General features: G+C 48.1%; 15 protein-coding genes. 3 read left to right on the forward strand and 12 right to left on the reverse strand.

The window, feature by feature from the left end:
• Positions 1-30: 30 nt before the first annotated feature.
• The 7 genes from icmF to V5M37_RS28105 form a co-directional block, all read right to left on the reverse strand.
• Entirely contained in the window at positions 31-3,291 is a 3,261-nt protein-coding gene (icmF, locus tag V5M37_RS28075) for a fused isobutyryl-CoA mutase/GTPase IcmF (protein ID WP_423800131.1), read from the reverse strand.
• Between the two features lie 45 nt (positions 3,292-3,336).
• Positions 3,337-3,969: a TetR/AcrR family transcriptional regulator gene (locus tag V5M37_RS28080; protein WP_423800132.1), complete on the reverse strand. Its 633-nt coding sequence runs from the start codon at positions 3,967-3,969 to the stop codon at positions 3,337-3,339.
• A 140-nt stretch (positions 3,970-4,109) separates the two neighbouring features.
• A complete protein-coding gene (locus tag V5M37_RS28085; RefSeq protein WP_423800133.1) occupies positions 4,110-5,249 on the reverse strand; it encodes an acyl-CoA dehydrogenase in 1,140 nt (379 codons plus the stop codon).
• A 141-nt stretch (positions 5,250-5,390) separates the two neighbouring features.
• A complete protein-coding gene (locus V5M37_RS28090; protein ID WP_423802695.1) occupies positions 5,391-6,521 on the reverse strand; it encodes an acyl-CoA dehydrogenase in 1,131 nt (376 codons plus the stop codon).
• A 201-nt stretch (positions 6,522-6,722) separates the two neighbouring features.
• A complete protein-coding gene (locus V5M37_RS28095) occupies positions 6,723-7,574 on the reverse strand; it encodes a 3-hydroxybutyryl-CoA dehydrogenase (RefSeq protein ID WP_423800134.1) in 852 nt (283 codons plus the stop codon).
• Between the two features lie 251 nt (positions 7,575-7,825).
• Complete coding sequence (locus tag V5M37_RS28100; protein ID WP_423800135.1) at positions 7,826-9,013, reverse strand: acetyl-CoA C-acetyltransferase; 1,188 nt, start codon at positions 9,011-9,013, stop codon at positions 7,826-7,828.
• A 324-nt stretch (positions 9,014-9,337) separates the two neighbouring features.
• The gene (locus V5M37_RS28105) at positions 9,338-11,449 is read right to left on the reverse strand and encodes a heterodisulfide reductase-related iron-sulfur binding cluster (protein WP_423800136.1); all 2,112 of its coding nucleotides are present in this window, start codon (positions 11,447-11,449) and stop codon (positions 9,338-9,340) included.
• Between the two features lie 185 nt (positions 11,450-11,634).
• On the opposite strand from V5M37_RS28105, the gene cls reads away from it, so the two are divergent.
• Both cls and uvsE read left to right on the forward strand, forming a co-directional pair.
• A complete protein-coding gene (cls, locus tag V5M37_RS28110; protein WP_423800137.1) occupies positions 11,635-12,837 on the forward strand; it encodes a cardiolipin synthase in 1,203 nt (400 codons plus the stop codon).
• 58 nt (positions 12,838-12,895) lie between these two features.
• On the forward strand, positions 12,896-13,855 hold the full coding sequence (gene uvsE / locus V5M37_RS28115) for a UV DNA damage repair endonuclease UvsE (protein WP_423800138.1): 960 nt from the start codon (positions 12,896-12,898) through the stop codon (positions 13,853-13,855).
• 36 nt (positions 13,856-13,891) lie between these two features.
• Here the strand turns inward: uvsE and V5M37_RS28120 are convergent, their stop codons facing one another.
• The 5 genes from V5M37_RS28120 to speE form a co-directional block, all read right to left on the reverse strand.
• A complete protein-coding gene (locus V5M37_RS28120; protein WP_423800139.1) occupies positions 13,892-14,071 on the reverse strand; it encodes an H-type small acid-soluble spore protein in 180 nt (59 codons plus the stop codon).
• Positions 14,072-14,373: 302 nt separating this feature from the next.
• Positions 14,374-16,044, reverse strand: a complete 1,671-nt coding sequence (gene argS, locus V5M37_RS28125; RefSeq protein WP_423800140.1) for an arginine--tRNA ligase — start codon at positions 16,042-16,044, stop codon at positions 14,374-14,376.
• A complete protein-coding gene (locus V5M37_RS28130; RefSeq protein WP_423800141.1) occupies positions 16,041-16,451 on the reverse strand; it encodes a DUF1934 domain-containing protein in 411 nt (136 codons plus the stop codon). Before V5M37_RS28130 ends, argS begins: the two co-directional genes overlap by 4 nt.
• A 228-nt stretch (positions 16,452-16,679) precedes the next feature.
• Entirely contained in the window at positions 16,680-17,552 is an 873-nt protein-coding gene (gene speB, locus V5M37_RS28135) for an agmatinase (protein WP_423800142.1), read from the reverse strand.
• 54 nt (positions 17,553-17,606) lie between these two features.
• Positions 17,607-18,437 carry a spermidine synthase gene (gene speE / locus V5M37_RS28140; RefSeq protein ID WP_423800143.1) on the reverse strand — a complete coding sequence of 277 codons (831 nt, stop codon included), beginning with the start codon at positions 18,435-18,437 and terminating at the stop codon, positions 17,607-17,609.
• A 225-nt stretch (positions 18,438-18,662) separates the two neighbouring features.
• Between speE and V5M37_RS28145 the strand changes: the two genes are divergently transcribed.
• Positions 18,663-20,732, forward strand: a complete 2,070-nt coding sequence (locus tag V5M37_RS28145; RefSeq protein WP_423800144.1) for a transglycosylase domain-containing protein — start codon at positions 18,663-18,665, stop codon at positions 20,730-20,732.
• The last annotated feature ends 190 nt before the right edge of the window (positions 20,733-20,922 follow it).

Below are 20,922 nucleotides of genomic sequence, written 5' to 3' on the forward strand. Positions count from 1 at the left end.
TGCCCCCCTTTTGATTAACGTCTCCACTCATTACATATTTCGGCGATACTGTCCGCCTACTTCGTATAGGGCGCGTGTGATTTGGCCGAGACTGGCGACTTTGACGGTTTCCATAAGTTCGGCAAAGATGTTGCCGCCGCTTGTGGCCGCTTCCTTCAACCGCTTCAGCGCTGCAGCGGATTCTGCTGCGTGCGCATCATGGAAGGCACGCAAATTGTGAATCTGCAGCTCTTTCTCCTCCGTCGTTGCCCGAGCCAATTCCATATTATCAATCGCTTCCTCGGATGGAGGATTTGGATTCAAATACGTATTTACCCCGATAATCGGCAGTTCGCCCGTATGTTTTAACATTTCATAGTGCATCGACTCATCCTGAATCTTGCCGCGCTGGTACTGAGTTTCCATTGCGCCTAAGACTCCGCCGCGGTCATTCAGCCGTTCGAATTCTTGAAGCACCGCTTCTTCAACTAAATCAGTCAGCTCTTCTACGATAAACGAGCCCTGAAGCGGATTTTCATTCTTCGTCAAGCCGTGCTCCTTAGTGATAATCATCTGAATCGCCATTGCCCGACGGACCGATTCCTCGGTCGGTGTCGTAATCGCCTCATCGTATGCATTCGTATGCAGCGAGTTGCAGTTATCTTGCAGCGCCATCAATGCTTGAAGCGTGGTGCGGATATCATTAAAATCGATTTCCTGCGCGTGCAGCGAACGTCCCGATGTCTGCACATGGTATTTCAGCTTTTGGCTGCGCTCGTTGGCACCATACTTGTCACGCATGACAGTCGCCCAAATGCGGCGCGCCACCCGGCCAATCACCGTATACTCCGGATCCAAACCATTCGAGAAGAAGAACGACAGGTTTGGCGCGAAGTCATCAATGTTCATGCCGCGGCTCAAATAATACTCAACGTAAGTGAAACCGTTCGACAAGGTAAATGCCAGCTGCGAAATCGGGTTCGCGCCCGCTTCGGCAATATGATAGCCGGAAATCGACACGGAATAATAGTTACGCACCTGATGGTCGATGAAATATTGCTGGATATCGCCCATCATCCTTAAAGCAAATTCTGTTGAAAAAATACATGTATTTTGGCCTTGGTCTTCTTTTAAAATATCAGCCTGGACCGTACCGCGGACGGTTTTCAACGTATAGGCCCGAACTGCGGCAAATTCTTCGACGGTCAGAACGCGGCCTAGTTCAGCTTCTTTACGTTTCACCTGCTGGTCAATTGCCGTGTTCATGAACATCGCCAGGATGATTGGTGCCGGACCATTAATCGTCATCGATACGGATGTCGACGGATGACAGAGGTCAAAGCCATCGTACAGCTTTTTCATATCGTCTAACGTACAAACGCTGACGCCGCTTTCGCCGACTTTCCCGTAAATGTCCGGACGGTAATCCGGATCTTCCCCATATAGGGTTACTGAATCAAACGCCGTACTTAAGCGTTTTGCCGAATCATCCTTCGATAAATAGTGGAAACGGCGGTTCGTCCGTTCCGGTGTGCCTTCGCCGGCAAACTGGCGTTTTGGATCCTCCCCTTCGCGCTTGAACGGGAATACGCCTGCTGTGTACGGGAAAGAACCTGGCAGGTTCTCGCGGTACACCCAGCGAAGGATTTCGCCGTAATCCTTGTATTTCGGCAGAGCCACTTTTGGAATATCAAGCCCTGATAAGCTCTTTGTTTTTAAAATGGTAATGATTTCTTTGTCGCGGATTCTGGTAACGAATTTGTCAGCTGTGTAAGCTGCTTTTGTTTGTTCCCAACCGTCCAAGATAAGCTTCGACTCAGGTGTCAGCTGCGCTTCGGTTTGCTGTTTAACCGCTTCGAGAGCCGCAACGACTTCCGGCTGGTCCTTCACCGCTTCGATAGCGCCTTCCAGCTGGAATAATTTCCGGGAAATATTCGCCTGCTGCTCCGCTTTTTTATGATAGCCGCGAACGGTCTCGGAAATTTCCCGTAAGTAATAACGGCGGTCTGTCGGAATGATGATATTTTGCTTTTCAACCTTCGCCTCTTTGCTGTACGATGTCACCCAATCGGTCGCAGCTTTTTCATTAATTTTTTCAACGAGAGCCGCAAATAAGGCATTCGTGCCAGGGTCATTGAACTGGCTGGCGATTGTGCCGTACACCGGCATTTCGGATGGGTCCTTTTCAAAAAGCATATGGCTGCGCTGGTACTGCTTCTGCACCTGGCGCTTCGCGTCCTCGGAGCCCTTACGCTCAAATTTATTGATGACAATCAGGTCGGCAAAGTCAATCATGTCGATTTTCTCAAGCTGGGACGGCGCCCCGAACTCACTGGTCATGACGTACATCGCGACATCGCAAATTTCCGTGATGCCGGCGTCGCCCTGGCCGATTCCACTCGTTTCGACGATAACCAGATCAAATCCGGCTGCCTTCGTGACCGCTACGGCGTCTTTAATGGCCAGCGACAATTCGCTCCTTGATGCACGGGTTGCCAAGCTGCGCATATAGACGTTTGGTGAAAAAATCGCATTCATACGGATTCGGTCGCCAAGAAGCGCCCCGCCCGTTTTTTGTTTGGTTGGGTCAACGGAAAGGATCGCGACCTTTTTTGCTGGAAACTCGTTGATAAATCGGCGAATCAATTCGTCGGTCAGCGAGCTTTTTCCAGCGCCTCCCGTACCGGTGATCCCGATAACCGGAATCGACTTCTCAAGCTCCTTCACTTTTTCAAGAACCTGCTCAGCCGTGGCAGCCGCCTCATTTTTTTGGTCAACATGATTTTCCGCAATTGTAATCAACTTGGCAACGGCATTCGTGTCACCCGTCGGCAGCTTTTCGATTTGCTCTGGGATATTTTCCGAAGCAACCGTTGAAAAATCACACTCTTGAATCATCAGGTCGATCATGCCCTGCAATCCGAGCTTTCGGCCGTCTTCCGGCGAGAAGATGCCGGCAATGCCGTACTCTTGGAGTTCATTGATTTCTCTTGGGATGATGACGCCCCCGCCGCCGCCATAAATTCGGATATGCGATGCGCCTTTTTCTTTTAATAGGTCGTACATGTATTTAAAGTATTCAACATGCCCCCCTTGATAAGAGGAAATCGCAATGCCTTGGGCATCTTCCTGAATGGCGGCGTTGACAACCTCCTCGACCGAGCGGTTGTGGCCAAGGTGAATGACCTCGGCCCCGCTTGATTGAAGGATGCGCCGCATGATATTGATGGAAGCATCATGGCCGTCAAACAAACTCGACGCGGTCACAAAGCGAATATGATGCTTCGGCTGATATTTTCCGGTTGTACTCATCTCAATTTGGCCCCCTTGTATTTTAAAATTCTTGAATTACTTCTTTTAACCGTCTCTTTTTACCCCAAGCCCTTTAAAAATAAACTCCGTCTGCAGTTCAATGTATTCGTCCAAAGTAAACAGCTTCCGGAGCGCCCAGCGGCGAAAGCCCCACATTTGCCCCTGGACAAAAATATCGTGGGCGATGATTTTGATTTGTTTTTCCGACAGTTCTAACTCGCCGTTTTCCACACATTTATGGAGCATATTTTCAAACATGGCGACCATCTCTAATTCCTTTTTTAACACATATGGAAGGGCGTCCTTGGTTAAGGACTTTACTTCCTGATACATGACGAGGATTTCGTCCTGCAATTCATCCATAACATAAAAAAAGTTTGCAATTCCCACTTTTAAGCTCTCTAATGTCCCTTGCTTGTGATCAAGGTTCTCCTCGAGCTGCTCTTTCACATGATCATAGATGCTGTCGCACACCAGATATAAAATATCTTCCTTCGTCCGGATGTACTCGTACAATGTCCCGATGCTAAAGCCCGCCGCTCTGGCAATTTCCCGGGTCGTTGTCCGATGAAACCCCTTCTCTTTAAAAAGTGCAACGGCCCCTTTGATCATTTGGTCGCGCCTCTTTTGCACGAGGCGCTCATCTTTGACCGAGGCCTGAACCTCCCGTTTATTCATACGCTCGAACCGTCCCTTGTCTAGCTACAGCGCCTAGGGGCTCGGGGTCATAAGCCAATCCGTCAAGAAGGCTAAAAAGCAGCCTTCTCGCCGGCTCGTCTAGCCTCGTGCCCCTGGTCAAGGCGCTTCCGCTTTTCGTTTTACTTCGTAATCATTCTAGAAATAACAAGGCGCTGAATTTCCTGAGTGCCCTCGTAAATTTGCGTGATTTTTGCATCACGCATGAAGCGTTCAACCGGATAATCCTTCGTATAGCCGTAGCCTCCGAACACCTGAACTGCTTCTGTTGTTACCTTCATCGCAGTATCGCCTGCAAACAGTTTTGACATAGCGGACTCTTTGCCATATGGAAGGCCGTTGGACTCAAGCCATGCTGCCTGATAGGTTAATAGTCTTGCTGCTTCAATGTTTGTCGCCATATCTGCAAGCTTGAAGCTGATACCTTGGTTGGCGGCGATTGGTTTGCCGAACTGAACGCGTTCCTTCGCATAGTCCACTGCTGCATCAAGCGCACCTTGAGCAATACCGACTGCCTGCGCCGCGATGCCGTTGCGGCCGCCATCCAGTGTCATCATCGCCACTTTAAAGCCTTCGCCCTCTTCGCCAAGTCTATTTTCAACCGGAACCTTGCAATCTTCAAAAATAATTTCTGTTGTCGGTGATGAACGAATACCCAGTTTCTTTTCTTTTTTCCCAACAGAGAATCCCGCGAAATCCTTTTCAACGATAAATGCTGTTGTGCCGCGCTGCTTGTTGGATGGATCGGTTAGTGCAAATACGACATAAATGTCAGCCTCGCCGCCATTGGTAATGAAAATTTTCGAACCATTCAGCACGTAGTGGTCGCCCTCAAGACGTGCCATCGTTCTCATCCCGCCTGCATCAGAGCCGCTGCCTGGCTCGGTTAAGCCATAAGCTCCGATTTTTGAACCTTCAGCCAGTGGACGAAGATATTTTTGCTTTTGCTCTTCATTACCGAACTTGTAAATTGGCCAGCTGGCAAGAGATGTGTGTGCAGAAAGGGTAACCCCGACTGACGAATCGACGCGGGAAAGCTCTTCAACCGCGATACAGTAAGCAAGATAATCACTGCCGATGCCGCCGTACTCTTCCGGCCATGGAATTCCGGTTAAGCCAAGCTCCGCCATTTTGTCAAAAATCTCCCGGTCAAAGCGCTCTTCCTCATCACGCTCAGCAGCCGTTGGAGCAATCTCGTTCTGCGCAAAATCGCGCACCATTTTACGAATCATTTCATGTTCTTCGGTTAATTTGAAGTTCATTTTGGGTATCCTCCTCAGTTTTATCTACAAATATTAATGGGATATCTACAAATTTTTAAATATATCTACAAAGTTCCAAAAGATATCTACAATTTTTAAAATATATCTACAAAATTTCCAAGGATATCTACAATTCCATCCTTAAAGATGCTTGCTAATCACAATCCTCTGAATCTCGCTCGTGCCCTCATAAATCTCCGTCACTTTGGCATCGCGGAAGTAACGCTCAACCGGATAATCCTCGGTATAGCCGTAGCCTCCGAAAACCTGGATCGCTTCTGTCGCCACCTCAACCGCTGTTCTTGTTGCAAAAAGCTTCGCCATCGACGCTTCCATGCCGCATTTTAAGCCCTGCCCGCGCATATCCGCAGCTCGATAAACTAGTAATCTAGCAGCCTCTACATTTGTCGCCATGTCGGCAAGCTTAAAGCCAATCCCCTGTTGGGTGGCAATCGGTTTCCCAAACTGATGGCGCCCCTTCGCATACTCGGTTGCGGCCGACAGTGCGGCTTCGGCTATCCCAAGCGCCTGGGCAGCAATTCCGATGCGGCCGGCATCGAGGTTGGCCATTGCAATCTTGAAACCTTCGCCTTCTGCGCCAAGCAGGTTCTCAGCCGGAACGCGCATATCCTCAAATGTAAGCTGCACCGTTCTCGAGCCATGCAGGCCCATCTTTTTCTCATCCTTGCCAATCACCAGTCCAGGGGTATTTTTTTCAACAATAAAAGCCGATACGCCTTTGGCGCCCAATTCCGGATTAGTTTTTGCAAAAACGATGTAAACTTCGGCCTCGCCGCCATTGGTGATAAAGACCTTGGAGCCGTTAATCACATAATGGCCGCCATCGCGAACCGCTCGCGACTTCATGCTGGCAGCATCCGATCCAGCGCTCGGCTCGGTTAAGCAAAAGGCCCCAAGGTACTCGCCTGAAGCCAGCTTTGGTACGTACTTTTGCTTCTGCTCCTCCGTTCCAAAGTAAAGAATCGGGTTCGTGCCGACGGAGGTGTGCACCGACAAAATCACGCCCATTGTCGCGCTGACCTTGGAAAGCTCGTTGATGGCGATGATATAGGAGGTGAAATCCATCTCAGCGCCGCCGTATTGCTCCGGAACCGGGATGCCCATCAGGCCAAGCCCGCCCATTTTGCGGAGAATTTCACGTGGGAACTCTCCTTTTTCCATTTTTACTATAAACGGCGTAACTTCGCTGGTTGCAAAGTCGCGCACCATTTTGCGCATCATTTCTTGCTCTTCTGTGAATGTAAGATTCATGCTGAACTCCCCTTTTGGAGAAAGTAGTGTGACCGAACTCATTTTTAAAGCCCCTTTCTCGAGGAAACTGTATTCTTTGCTTGAATCTTGCTGCTCCTATTTTTAAGACCCCTACTGCTATTCTTGAAAAAATTCTCTCCCGAGTAGACCATACCGTTATCTCTATCTTTCTATTTTTGTAAAATTTGACGACTTCAAAGCTTATTCGTATACATAAAATCCGCGTCCGGTTTTCTTACCCAGCCAGCCTGCTTTTACATATTTACGCAGCAGCGGGCATGGGCGGTACTTGTCATCGCCAAAGCCTTCGTGCAATGTTTCCATGATGTAAAGGCAGGTATCCAAACCGATAAAGTCAGCAAGCGTTAACGGTCCCATTGGGTGATTCATGCCAAGCTTCATTACTTCGTCGATGGCTTCCTTAGTGGCCACGCCCTCGTACAATGTATAGATCGCTTCGTTAATCATCGGCATCAACACGCGGTTGGCAACAAAGCCAGGGAAGTCGTTTACCTCTACAGGTACTTTAGCTAACGTTTTTGTCATGTCCTCGATGACCTGATACACTTCATCAGCTGTTGCCAAGCCGCGGATGATTTCCACCAGCCTCATGACAGGCACCGGATTCATGAAGTGCATACCGATGACCTTTTCCGGGCGCTTCGTTGCTGCTGCGATTTCCGTAATCGGCAGCGAGGAGGTATTGCTTGCTAAAATCGCATGCGCCGGTGCAATTTCGTCCAGTTGCGCAAAGATTTTTGTTTTGATTTCCATGTTTTCAACAGCTGCTTCGATGACAAGATCCACGCTGGATGCATCTTGCAGGTCTGTTGATGGAGTCAGGTTACTAAGCACCTCTTGCTTTTGCTCCTCAGTTAGGCGTCCTTTTTCTACGTTGCGGGATAGGTTTTTGTTAATAACCCCGAGTCCGCGCTCAACAAACTCCGATTTCAAATCGTTTAAAATAACCTTATAACCAGCTTGTGCACAAACCTGGGCAATTCCCGAGCCCATTTGGCCAGCCCCAATTACCATTACCTTTTCAACCTTCATGTTTTCCCCTCCGATTCGCGGCCGAAAGACGGACCGGCTGCGATTTTTTGTATTATTTTTTTACTCGAGAGTAATTCCCTCTCATCCGAGAGTAAGTTCGCTCTATCCGAGAGTATTTCTTCCTTATCTGAGAGTAAGGCCACTCTATCGAGAGTATTTCTCCCTTATCCACGAGTAAGGCCACTCTATCCGCGAGTATTTCGCTCTCATCCGAGAGTAAACCCACTCTATCCGCGAGTAAGCTCCACCAGTTACCTCTTCGGCACCTCAATCATAATCGCATCGCCCTGGCCGCCGCCACTGCAGATGGCCGCGATACCGATCCCGCCACCGCGGCGCTTTAACTCATGCAACAAAGTAATGATGATGCGCGCTCCGCTTGCGCCAATTGGATGGCCAAGGGCAACCGCACCGCCGTTGACATTGACTTTTTCCGGATCCAAGCCAGCGATTTGGCCGCTCGCCAGCGCTACGGCCGCAAACGCTTCGTTAATTTCAAACAAGTCAATTTCCTCAAGGTTTCGGCCTGTTTTTCGTAAAATTTCATTGATAACAAGTCCCGGTGTTTGCGGGAAGTCCTTGGCTTCGACCGCAATCGCAGCCTGGCCGATAATGACCGCTTCTACCCGCCGGCCTTCACGCTCTGCACGTTCCTCGCTCATCAACACGAGTGCACCGGCCCCATCATTGACCCCAGGTGCGTTTCCGGCTGTGATGGTACCTTCGCCATTAAACGCCGGTCCAAGCTTCGCTAATTTTTCTATAGAAGTGTCTTTCCGCGGCGCTTCATCATGCTCGACTACTACCGGCGCCCCTTTGCGCTGCGGCACCTCCACCTTCACAATCTCTTCGGCAAACTTGCCGCTCTCGATTGCTTCAATGGCCCGCTGGTGGCTTCTTAATGCCCACTCATCCTGTGCTTCGCGACTAAGCGACATCTCTTCAGCAGTCGAGTTTCCGTACGTTCCCATATGCACACCGGTAAAGCTGCAGCTCAATCCATCGTGAATCATCAAATCCTGAACAGCCGCGTCGCCCATTCTTAGGCCCCACCTTGCTTTTGGCAAAATGTACGGTGCATTTGACATTGATTCCATACCACCTGCAACAATCACTTCTTCATCGCCGGCGCGGATGATTTGGTCAGCAAGCGTGACGCTGCGCAGACCTGATGCACAAACCTTGTTAATCGTTTCTGTTTTCACTTCCCATGGCAACCCGGCGCCCCGCGCCGCTTGGCGTGATGGGATTTGCCCTTGTCCACCCTGCAGGACTGATCCAAATATCACTTCTTGCACGTCTTCCGGATTCACATTAGCACGTTGTAACGCTTCTTTAATGGCTATACCGCCTAACTGAGAGGCGCTAAAGCCGCTCAATGCCCCGCCCAATTTACCAAAAGGCGTTCTAACCCCGCTTAAGATAACCGTTCTGCTCATTCAAAACATTCCCTTCCCCTGTTTTTATTTCAAAAAACAATTATGCCTTTTCCCAATTTTCAGTCACTGGTACATAAAAAAGTGGGAGCGTGCTGATTTCATCATCGACTGAACGCTCGCTCAACACTGCTGCAAAAACTAACGCAGGTTCAGGGGATCACCCTGCCCACGCATTTAATTAAAAAAGGAAATGTAAGCGTTTTAATCCACTTATTCTATTTTACAAAAAAAATAGCAGAAGTTGAATTGTTTTACACAAAATTCCTAAAATTTTTTCGCGTGTATGCAATCAACCTCTGCTATTTTAAAATTCAATTTTCAGTCTTACGATGCCACTGCCGCAGGCTCGCCGCAGACAGCTTTTTCAAGAAGCTCAGCTACGTCGTAGGTAGCAACCTTGTCTTCAACCTCTTTCGCTTTTGTACCGTCTGACAGCATTGTCAAGCAGTATGGACAGCCGGAGCTGATGACAGATGGGTTCACCGATAATGCCTGCTCTGTACGTGCCACGTTGATGCGATGTCCTGTTTCTTCCTCCATCCACATCAAGCCGCCGCCGGCGCCGCAGCACATTCCCTTTTCACGGTTCCGTTCCATTTCCACCAGCTTCACTCCTGGGATGGCCTTCAAGATTTCACGCGGCGGATCATAAACGTCGTTGTAACGGCCCAGATAACAAGAATCGTGGAACGTAATCGTTTCGTTTACTGCATGCTTTGGCTTCAACCGGCCATCGCGGACAAGTTCAAAAAGAACTTCCGTATGGTGATAAACCTCAGCCTGCAACCCGAAATCAGGGTATTCATTTTTGAAAATATTGTAGGCGTGCGGGTCAATCGTCACAATTTTCTTCGCTTCTGCCTTTTCAATTTCAGCGATATTATTGTTAGCAAGCTCTTGGAACAAGAACTCGTTTCCTAGACGACGAACCGTGTCGCCAGAGTTCTTTTCTTTGTTTCCTAAGATAGCGAACTTGACGCCAGCTTCATTTAACAGCTTCGCGAACGACAACGCAATCTTCTGGCTGCGGTTGTCGTATGAGCCCATTGAGCCAACCCAGAACAGGTACTCGAACTCTTCGCCAGCTTTGTTTATTTCTTTTACAGTTTTAACTTCAACGTCTTCACGGGTTTCGCGCCATGTTTCGCGCTCTTTTCTGTTCAAGCCCCAAGGGTTGCCCTGACGCTCGATGTTAGTGATCGCGCGCTGTGCATCAGCGTCCAATTTTCCTTCTGTTAAAACTAGGTAACGGCGAAGGTCGATAATCTTTTCAACGTGCTCATTCATAACCGGACATTGGTCTTCACAGTTACGGCAGGTTGTACAAGCCCAGATTTCTTCTTCGGTGATGACATCGCCGATTAGGCTTGGGCTGTAGATGGAAGTTGCTGCCGTTTCGGAAGCGCCTTGTCCTGCAGCGGCAAGCGCTAGCTGGTTACCCTTTGTACCGGAAAATGCAAAAGTTGGTACCCATGGCTGCTTTTGCGTCACAGCCGCACCGTAATTGGTAAGGTGATCACGCATTTTCACGATTAAATCCATTGGCGACAGCATTTTGCCTGTGCCGGTTGCAGGACACATATTTGTACAGCGGCCGCATTCTACACAAGCATAGAAGTCCATCATTTGCAGTTGTGTGAAGTCTTCAATTTTTCCAACGCCAAATGATTCAGCGGATTCGTCCTCAAAGTCAATCTTTCTCAATTTACCTGCTTTATCCAAACGATTCAGGTAAACGTTTGCAGGACCGGCGATTAAGTGAGCGTGTTTTCCTTGCGGTACGTATACTAAGAATGCCAATAAGAAAATCAAGTGCAGCCACCATGCTACATAAAAGATGGACACTGCTGCTGTTTTGCCGATACCGGCGAAGATGATTGAAATGAGAGATGCCACTGGTTCTGCCAAGGAAGTTTCTTCACCGTGCCAGATGATGCCCATTCCGTTTCCTAATAGCACCCAAATCATTAAGCCGCCGATAAAGATTAATACAAGACCTGATTTAAAGCCTCGCTTTAAGCGGACAAGTTTTTCAACATAACGGCGATGAAATGCCCAGAAAGTTGCCACTAAAATGACTAAAGTGACGATCTCCTGGAAGAATGTAAATGCCGGATAAAGCGGTCCCAGCGGAAGGTGAGAGCCTGGTGCAATCCCTTTCCAAATAAAATCGATCGCTCCAAATTGAACAAGAATGAAGCCGTAAAAGAACATAACGTGGATGGCACCACTCTTTTTATCCTTTAAAAGCTTCTTCTGCCCAAATACCATGACCCAGATTTTTCGCATACGTTCTTTGACATTGTTGTCAAACTCTTCCTTTTTGCCAAGCTTCATATATTCGATCCGTGTTTTGACAACATAGACGAACAGGCTCAGCGCGTAAGCGGTTACGGCCAAGAAGGCAATAAGGTTGACCCATAAAAGTCCATTCATGAAATAAGCCCCTTTCGTTGATTTCTCCCCTAATTTTTTTACTAGATGTTCAAAATAGTAAATTTTCTGAATTACCTTAACTCTATTATAATATGAATGAGCATTCAGTCAATGAATTTTTGCAAACTTATAGAAATGTTTGTTGTTGGAAAAACTAACGAAACTGATTGGAGGAAGGTTTTCCAATGAATTTTTTCGTCATTTTTTTCGGAATTGTCTCACTTTTCATTATATGGCTTATTCTGGACTTTTGTCTAGGGCGACATAAGCATCATTCTTCTGTAAGAAAAATGGAAACTCCCATCCTGCATGGTGATTTTGACATTTTTCCTCATGGCAAGGAACTGTTTCACGACTACTTCTCCGTGCTGCGCGAGGCAGAAAGACATATCCATGTGTTGTTTTATATTGTAAAGGATGATGCATTTAGTCAGGAATTTCTTTCAATTTTAAAAGAAAAAGCACGGACCGGAGTTGAGGTTCGCTTGCTGCTGGACCGGCTTGGCAGCTGGAAAGTAAAAGGAGCTGAGATAAAAGAGCTACGCGCGGCGGGGGTCGAGTTTGCCTTCAGCAATCCGGTGAAGCTCCCTTATCTTTTTTACTCGATGCAGGTCCGGAACCACCGTAAGATTTCGATTATAGATGGGCGAATTGGCTATCTTGGCGGGTTTAATATCGGGAAGGAATATATTGACGAAGAACCAAGCCTTGGCCCATGGCGTGATTATCATCTAAAAATCAGCAGTGAAAGCGTCAATTTTCTACAAAGTGAGTTTCTGATTGATTGGGAGCGATGCACGGGGGTTGACTTGCAGGGTGAGTCGAAATATTTCCCGAAATTGCCTAAGGGCGCTGTCCGTCAGCAATTTATTCCGACAGAAGCCGATCAGCTGGAATGTATGTTCATCAGTCTTATCCAATTGGCCGAAAAATCAATTACCATCGGCACACCTTACTTTATTCCAAGTAGGAAGATTTTTGCGGAGCTGCAGAAGGCGGTACAGCGGGGCGTCTGTCTGACCATCATTGTACCGGCAGTTTCTGACCACGCACTCGTAAAAGAGGCGTCGTTCAAGTATTTACGAACGCTACTTCGCGTAGGTGCATTGGTATATCAGTATAATAAAGGGTTTTACCATGCCAAAACCATCGTCATTGATGACAAGGTCGCCGACATCGGTACTGCCAACTTTGACAAACGCAGCCTCTTTTTAAACCAAGAAATCAACTGCTACATCTACGACCCAAACTTTATTGACCGAATAAAAGGCATACTGGACAAAGACGTCCACGACTCTACCCGGCTCACACTCGAGCAACTGAACAAACCAAACTTGGCCAGGTCGATGAAAGAAGCTGTTGCTGGATTGGTTTCTTACTTTTTATAAGGCCTCAGGCACTGACGTGAACATTTGGGGTGAACTATTTTTATGGGAGGTGGGAGTAATGAGAATTCGCTTTGGGTATGTTTCGCATGCGATTAGTTTGTGGGATGCCTCTCCGGCCAAGACGCTAACCTTTGCGCGGTATCAACAGCTGAACTCTGAGGAGCGGGCGGACAAACTCCGCGAGATTACGAAACAAAATCTGAACCACACACTGCGGATGCTCCATTATAATGTGGCTCATGAGCTGGAGCTGTATCGATTCTCCAGCTCGATTGTTCCGCTTGCCACCCATCCTGAGGTGCGCTGGGACTTCGTCGCCCCATTTCGCAGCGAGTGGCGGGAAATTGGCGACCTTGTGAAAGAGCACAACCTAAGGGTCAGCTTTCACCCGAACCAATTTACCTTGTTTACCTCGCCAAAGCCGCAAATTACGGAGAACGCAGTGATCGACATGACCTACCATTTTCAAATGCTGGATGCCATGGGAGTTGCGGCGAAAAGCTTGATTAACATCCATATCGGCGGTGCTTATGGTGACAAACAGCAGGCACTTTCCCGATTTCATCAAAACCTGAAAGCCTTGCCTGCTCATATAAAAAATATTATGACCTTAGAAAATGACGACAAAACGTATACCGCAGAAGAGACGCTGGCTGTATGTGAAGAAGAGACGATTCCGTTCGTTTTTGATTACCATCACCATATGGCCAATCCTTGTGCCAAGCCGCTTGAGGAACTGATATCAAGCATTTTCCAAACCTGGTCCCATCGGCCGAGCCTCTTGCCAAAGGTACACATCTCCTCTCCCAAGTCGGAAAAAGAATTCCGCTCCCATGCGGATTTCGTCGACCCGGAGTTTATCATGCCATTTTTAAAATTGCTGAAAGAGGCTGGGCAGGATGTTGATTTCATGATTGAGGCAAAAGCGAAGGATCAAGCCTGTTTGAAATTGGTGGAGGATTTAAGCAAGATTCGCGGCTTTAAACGGATTAGCGGAGGTGCGCTTGAAATTAAATAACTCCAGTAAAAAGAGTCCCCGACCCCGGAGACTCTTTTATTCTTCAATTAAGTTTAAGACAGGAACATCCTGCTCATGTTCAGGTTCCGTCTTGGAATATATTCGCGCCATTTTCGATGCTTCATCCACATGCTGGATAATGACCGGCGTTCCCTCATAGGTCACATTAATCATATCCGCGGATTCCAAAATTTCCTTCGCTCTGCCTACATTCATGCGTTCGGTCCACTCCTCACAAATAAGTACACTATTACTATTTGCATTTTTTTGGAGGGTATTCATATTTTTAGGGACTATTTGATAAAAATCAAGGGCCGTTAATCTAATTTTGTGCGTCATTTTTTGCTTACTCGTCAGTTTCTGGGATTTACTCGACCACTTTTTAAAATTACTCGCCTAATTTCAAAATTTACTCGTCTGTTTGATCCATTTACTCGCCAAAATCCCCATTTTACTCGCCACCCCCAATAAAAATGCCCCCTTAAAAAAAGGAGGCATTTCAAATCTGATAATATATACTACATTTTTTCCGGTGCCGAAACCCCAATCAACGCCAGTGCATTCCTTAACGTAATCTGCACAGCATTCACCAATCCAAGGCGTGCCTTAGTCCGCTCAGGCTCACCAGCCTCGAGCACCTTTTCCGCATTATAAAAGCTGTGGAACGTCGAAGCCAATTCAAAAATGTAATTGGTAACCCGGTGCGGCACGCGCTTCAACGCCGCTTCGCCAACCGCATGCGGGAACTCGCCCAACTTTTTCAACAATTCGATTTCCTTTTCAGAAGCCACCATTGAAAAATCTGCGCCGGAATCAACAGCAAAGCCCTGTTCTTCGCCAGACCGCAAAATTGAACAAATCCGCGCATGAGCATACTGCGCATAATAAACCGGATTTTCATTCGACTGCGATACCGCCAAATCCAAATCAAAATCCATATGAGTATCCGAGCTGCGCATCGCAAAGAAATAACGCGTCGCATCGAGGCCGACCTCATCAACCAGATCCCGCATTGTTACAGCCTTTCCAGTCCGCTTCGACATCTTCATCTTCTCGCCGTTTTTATACAAATGAACAAGCTGGATGATCTCAACCTCGAGCGCCTCGCGGTCATAGCCGAGCGCCTGAATCGCCGCCTTCATCCTTGGAATATAACCGTGGTGGTCCGCACCCCAAATGTTAATCAATTTTTCAAAGCCGCGCTCAAGCTTGTCCTTGTGATAGGCAACATCCGGCGTCAAATACGTATAAGAGCCGTCCTGCTTAATCAGAACACGGTCCTTGTCGTCGCCGAGGTCGGTAGAACGCAGCCAGGTCGCGCCGTCCTGCTCGTAAATATAACCGCTCTCCCGCAATGCCGCCAGCGCCGTGTCAATTTTCCCATTCTTATAAAGCGATGTTTCCGAATACCACACATCAAAACGGACACGGAAGTCCTCGAGGTCCCTTTGGAGCTTTTTCATTTCATATTTCAAGCCATACTCCCGGAAAAATTCAAACCGCTCTTCTTCAGAGACATTTACATATTTATCGCCAAACTCTTCCGCAAGCTGCTTGCCAATCCCCACAATGTCCGCACCGTGGTAGCCGTCCTCCGGCATTTCTTTTTCCAGACCAAGCGCTTGGAAATAGCGCGCTTCAACAGAAAGCGCCAAGTTATTAATCTGATTTCCCGCATCATTGATGTAATATTCACGGGACACATCATAGCCAGCCTTGGCCAAAATGTTGCTTAAAGAATCACCGACCGCCGCACCGCGAGCATGTCCTAAGTGAAGGTCGCCCGTTGGATTCGCCGACACGAATTCCACTTGGATTTTCTGGCCGCCGCCAACTGTCGTCTCGCCATACTTGTCCCCAGCCTGCAAAATCGTCGGAATCAGCTCAGTCAAATACGAATTATTCATGTAAAAATTAATAAACCCCGGCCCGGCGATTTCCATTTTTTCAATGGAAGCCTTGGAACGGTCGAAGTTCTCCACAAGGGCCTCGGCAATCATCCGCGGTGCTTTCTTCGCCACCCGTGCCAGCTGCATCGCCATGTTAGTCGAATAATCGCCATGTGCCTTCTCCTTCGGGGTTTCGAGAATCACATCCGGAATCTGCTCTTCGGACGCAAGCCCTGCCTTCAGCACTGCTGCCCGAATTTCCTCCTTAATCTTTTGCTGCACTTGTCCCACAATATTCATTTTTGTTCCTCCTGAAAACTTATTTCTAAATGGTATGTACCGGCAGGCGTCCCCTGCATGGCAAAATCATATAGGATGCTGATTTGTCCGCTGCCATTGTCGTATGAATAGTCCAGCTTCCGCGCCTTTGTCGTTGTCTCAAATGTCCCAAACGCCAGCTCATAACTGCCGCGAAGCTTCCGATTCAGTTGAAAGGGCAGTCGCATCTTCAAAGGGCCGCTTCTTAGGATCAGGGCCTCGTCTTGTGATGTTTTCACAATCGTGCGCACCGTCCCCTCCTCCAGCACTTCCTCATACTGCAGGTAGGATGCCTGATCTTTTTGAAAGTAACGGCCAAACACCGTCAGTTCAAACGTCTCCTGTTCATCAATCGTCGTCTTTACATTAACCTTTACCGGAATCTCCATGTTGCACTTCCTTTTTCTTTTTAAAAAGGAACTTTGATAAGCTCATTTTTCTCTGTCCATGTCTATAACATTGACTTACACGCCGTTTCGCATACTTTTCCTATTATAAACTTGGAAAGCCTGCAAATCAAAAAGAAGCCTACCCAAAACTAGGGCAGGCATCCTGTAGGGGTCAGTTCCCCTTTATTTTTACGCGTTACATCATCGGAGCCAGATGACCCCCACTAGTTATTTCACCCATCCCAGCATCATTTCACGAATTAGCTTGCTCGCAGTATTGGCTGTTTGTTCGGATGGGTCATAGATTGGCGCCACTTCGACAAGGTCGCAGCCGACCACATTTACCTCAGAACGGGCAATCGCATGAATCGAAGCAAGCAGCTCTTTTGAGGTGATTCCGCCCGCATCGACGGTACCAGTTCCTGGCGCATGCGCCGGATCGAGGACGTCGATATCGATTGTGACATAAACCGGACGACCAGCAAGCTTCGGCAGAATTTCCTTTAACGGCTCAAGCACTTCAAACTTGGAAATATGCATGCCGTTTTGTTTGGCCCACTCGAATTCTTCCTTCATCCCGGAACGGATGCCGAAAGAATACACATTGTGCGGCCCAATATGCTCAGCGATTTTACGAATTGGTGTAGAGTGTGATAACGGCTCACCCTCATAATTTTCACGCAGGTCGGTATGAGCATCCATATGGATAATCGCCAAATCCGGGTATTTTTTAAAAACAGCCTTCATAACCGGCCAGGAAACTAGGTGCTCCCCGCCCATGCCAAACGGGAACTTCTCGGCAGCCAATACCTGGTCAATGAAATCTTCAATAATATCAAGGCTCTTCTGGGCATTCCCAAACGGAAGCGGAATATCGCCCGCATCGAAATATTTTACTTCATCAAGCTCACGGTCGAGGTACGGGCTGTACTCCTCAAGCCCAATCGACACCTCGCGAATCCGTGCCGGGCCGAAACGGGAACCCGGGCGGTAGCTTACCGTCCAGTCCATCGGCATTCCATATAATACAACCTGACTCTCCTCAAAATTCGGGTGGCTCTTAATGTACACATTCCCCGAATACGCTTCATCAAAACGCATCATTTATTCCCCTTTCTAACGGGGGTACGCCCCCCAATACATCACCGGATCAATTTATTTCAATAAATCCCCCACAAATTTCGGCAGAACAAAGGCTGCCTTGTGGAGTTCTTTTGTGTAGTATCGTGTTTCGATGTCGTGGAAGCGGTCGTCGCCGACTGCGAGCGGATCGTATTTTTTCGATCCAATGGTGAATGCCCACAGGCCGCTTGGATAGGTTGGGATGTTGGCAACATAAAGGTTGGTCAGCGGGAAAATTTCACGGACGTCACGCTGCACATTGCGAATCAGTTCCGCTTTAAACCACGGGTTGTCTGACTGGGCCACAAAGATTCCGTCTTCCTTCAATGCCTTGGAAATCCCGGCATAGAAGCCCTTTGTAAACAGGTTCACGGCGGGTCCAACCGGTTCAGTCGAGTCTACCATAATGACATCGTATTCATTTTCACTATTGGCAATGTGCATAAACCCGTCATCGACGCGGACATCGACACGAGGGTCGTCCAGCCAGCCGGCAATCTCAGGCAGGAACTTCTTCGAATACTCGATTACTTTCCCGTCGATATCGACAAGCGTCGCCTTTTTCACACTTGGGTGCTTCAACACCTCGCGGATGACGCCGCCATCACCGCCGCCGACAACCAGCACATTCTCTGGATTCGGATGCGTAAATAACGGCACATGTGCGACCATCTCATGGTAAACGAACTCATCTTTTACCGAAGTCATGACCATGCCGTCCAGCAAGAGCATGTTGCCCCACTCGGCTGTTTCCACCATTTCCAGCATTTGAAACTCGGTTTGTTCTGTATGTAAAGTTTGATTCACTTTCATCGTAATCCCAAAGTTCTCGGTCTGCTTTTCCGTAAACCAAAGTCCGCCCATCTAACCATCTTCCTTTCCTCTTTTTTCTAATAAACACTTCAAATTTATACTACCCAAACTATTGAATTACAAACACATGAAAAAGTCTAGCAAAAATGTTTCAAATTCCTGCAAAAAATTGTTTAAAAAGAGTCTATTTTTTCAATACTATTACTATCGGTTTTTTCCAAAATCCAAAATTTCCCGTCAGAACGGCATTACAAAAAAACAGGGGGTGAAGTTAGCATGGAAGTCATGACGAATCACGGTTTTCGAAAAACAGTTAAATATTTGCGTGCTCTAATCATCATCAGCTTGATTGGCATGATTTGTATGCTTGTACTTTTCCTCGGCGTCCTCGCCTATGCGAAAATACTAGGACCGCCGCCGCTCGCCGTTCCGCAGTCGACTTTATTCTTCGCTGACGACGGAACGCTGATCGGCGAAAGCAATAACGGCCAGAAACGCTACTGGGCAAAGCTTAACGATATCTCTCCGGATCTCGTCAATGCGACCATCGCGATTGAGGATAAAAATTTTTACGAGCATCATGGGTTTGATTATAAGCGGATTGCCGGGGCAGTTCTCGCCGATATCAAGGCCTTCTCCAAGGTTCAGGGGGCAAGTACCATCACCCAGCAATACGCTCGAAACCTTTTCCTCGAGCATGACAAAACTTGGACTCGAAAGCTAACCGAAGCCTTTTATGCGATCCGCCTCGAGATGAACTATTCTAAACAACAAATTCTCGAAGGCTATTTAAATACGATTTATTACGGCAACGGCGCTTATGGGGTCGAAGCCGCCAGTCAATATTATTATGGTAAAAAAGCAACCGACCTCTCGCTGGCAGAAGCAAGCCTGCTCGCCGGCATTCCGAAGGGGCCGGGCATCTATTCACCGCTCCGGTCTTTCGAAAACGCGAAGGCGCGGCAAAACATTATTTTGCAAAGCATGGTGAAAAACGGATACATCAAGAAAGATGCAGCCCAAATTGCGGCCGGGCAGCGCCTTGTCTTCGTGGGGGAACACCCGACGGTTAAAGCAAGGACCGCCCCTTATTTTCAGGATGCGGTCAAAAAAGCCTTGAAAAATCAGCTTCATCTCGATGACCGGACCATTGCCCTCGGCGGCCTAAAAGTCTATACGACACTGAACATGAAGCAGCAGGAGGCGGCTGAGGAGCAGGTCAATCGGTATGTCTCAAAATCCTCGGAAATTCAGGTCGGTCTTGTCGCAATGGATCCGAAAAACGGCAATGTTAAGGCGATGGTCGGCGGCCGGGATTATGAAAAAAGTCCGTTCAACCGGGCCGTCCAGGCGGTCCGCCAGCCAGGTTCGACCATCAAGCCGCTCCTGTACTACGCTGCCCTTGAGCACGGCTTCACGCCATCGTCAACGATGCGGAGCGAGTTTACAAAATTCCAGTTTGATGACGGCCAGGCCGATTATACGCCGCATAATTTTAACAATAAGTATGCTGACGGCGAGATTACCCTTGCCCAGGCCCTTGCGGTTTCTGATAATATTTTTGCCGTAAAAACCCACCTCTTTTTAGGGGAAGAAACGTTAATTGATACAGCGAAGAAATTCGGCCTGTCGACCAAAATGTCGAAAGTGCCGTCACTTGCGCTGGGCACCTCAGGCGTCCGGGTGATTGAAATGGCGAACGCCTACAGCATGTTCGCCAATGGCGGCAAAAAGGTCAGCCCGAACTTGATTACGAGAGTGGAAGACTTTAATGGCAATGTCATTTATGAAAAGGAAAATAAAGAGGAAAAGGTGTTGGACCCGGCCAAAGCATTCGTCATGACGCAAATGATGACCGGCGTGTTCGATCCAAAGCTAAGCGGCTATGCCAGGGTTACGGGAAGCACTATCATCAACGACTTGACCCGCCCCTATGCCGGAAAATCCGGTTCGACGGAAACGGACAGCTGGATGATCGGCTTCTCGCCACAGCTGGTAACGGCCGTTTGGGCAGGCTATGATATCGGCAAACCGCTTGATGTTACTGCCGAAAAAACGTATGCGAAGAACGTTTGGGCGAATTTCATGGAGGAGGCTTTGGACGGCAAGCCCGTCAAAGCATTCAAGCCGCCAAAAGAGGGTGTCATCGGGCTTTACGTCGACCCGACGAACGGCAAGCTGGCGACCAGGGATTGTCCAGTCCGCCGCTTCACCTACTACGTGACTGGCACGGAACCAACCGAATATTGCACCGAGCATATCGGCAAAGGCGGTTCGAAAAAGCATGATAAGAATGGCGATGACCAAAAAACCCCATGGTACAAACGCATTCTTCCATGGAGTTAAATGAAAACTCGTCGATTGGCGAGTCCGATAGGACGGTTCATGAGGCGTAGTTGAATTTATACCTTCATATTAGCTAAATGAACGGAAAAAGCTCCGGGTTCAGCCCCGGAGCTTTTTCCTGTCCTAGTCTTACAGTGTTTTCACACTTCTTATAATACTACCCATTTTTGAAAAAAACTACAAGAGTTTG

Origin of the sequence: Neobacillus sp. SAB-20_R2A, from assembly GCF_049568635.1 — a bacterium.
In the GTDB taxonomy this organism is placed as follows: Bacteria; Bacillota; Bacilli; order Bacillales; family Cytobacillaceae; genus Neobacillus; species Neobacillus citreus.

What these genes read in the sequence shown, in the direction of transcription:
- V5M37_RS28105 (WP_423800136.1), bottom strand. Translation starts at nt 11,449, where the DNA reads ATGAATGGACTTTTATGGGTCAACCTTATTGCCTTCTTGGCCGTAACC.
- icmF (WP_423800131.1), bottom strand. Translation starts at nt 3,291, where the DNA reads ATGAGTACAACCGGAAAATATCAGCCGAAGCATCATATTCGCTTTGTG.
- V5M37_RS28130 (WP_423800141.1), bottom strand. Translation starts at nt 16,451, where the DNA reads ATGGAGATTCCGGTAAAGGTTAATGTAAAGACGACGATTGATGAACAG.
- V5M37_RS28080 (WP_423800132.1), bottom strand. Translation starts at nt 3,969, where the DNA reads ATGAATAAACGGGAGGTTCAGGCCTCGGTCAAAGATGAGCGCCTCGTG.
- V5M37_RS28100 (WP_423800135.1), bottom strand. Translation starts at nt 9,013, where the DNA reads ATGAGCAGAACGGTTATCTTAAGCGGGGTTAGAACGCCTTTTGGTAAA.
- cls (WP_423800137.1), top strand. Translation starts at nt 11,635, where the DNA reads ATGAATTTTTTCGTCATTTTTTTCGGAATTGTCTCACTTTTCATTATA.
- V5M37_RS28095 (WP_423800134.1), bottom strand. Translation starts at nt 7,574, where the DNA reads ATGAAGGTTGAAAAGGTAATGGTAATTGGGGCTGGCCAAATGGGCTCG.
- argS (WP_423800140.1), bottom strand. Translation starts at nt 16,044, where the DNA reads ATGAATATTGTGGGACAAGTGCAGCAAAAGATTAAGGAGGAAATTCGG.
- V5M37_RS28085 (WP_423800133.1), bottom strand. Translation starts at nt 5,249, where the DNA reads ATGAACTTCAAATTAACCGAAGAACATGAAATGATTCGTAAAATGGTG.
- V5M37_RS28090 (WP_423802695.1), bottom strand. Translation starts at nt 6,521, where the DNA reads ATGAATCTTACATTCACAGAAGAGCAAGAAATGATGCGCAAAATGGTG.
- V5M37_RS28120 (WP_423800139.1), bottom strand. Translation starts at nt 14,071, where the DNA reads ATGAATGTAGGCAGAGCGAAGGAAATTTTGGAATCCGCGGATATGATT.
- V5M37_RS28145 (WP_423800144.1), top strand. Translation starts at nt 18,663, where the DNA reads ATGGAAGTCATGACGAATCACGGTTTTCGAAAAACAGTTAAATATTTG.
- speB (WP_423800142.1), bottom strand. Translation starts at nt 17,552, where the DNA reads ATGCGTTTTGATGAAGCGTATTCGGGGAATGTGTACATTAAGAGCCAC.
- speE (WP_423800143.1), bottom strand. Translation starts at nt 18,437, where the DNA reads ATGGGCGGACTTTGGTTTACGGAAAAGCAGACCGAGAACTTTGGGATT.
- uvsE (WP_423800138.1), top strand. Translation starts at nt 12,896, where the DNA reads ATGAGAATTCGCTTTGGGTATGTTTCGCATGCGATTAGTTTGTGGGAT.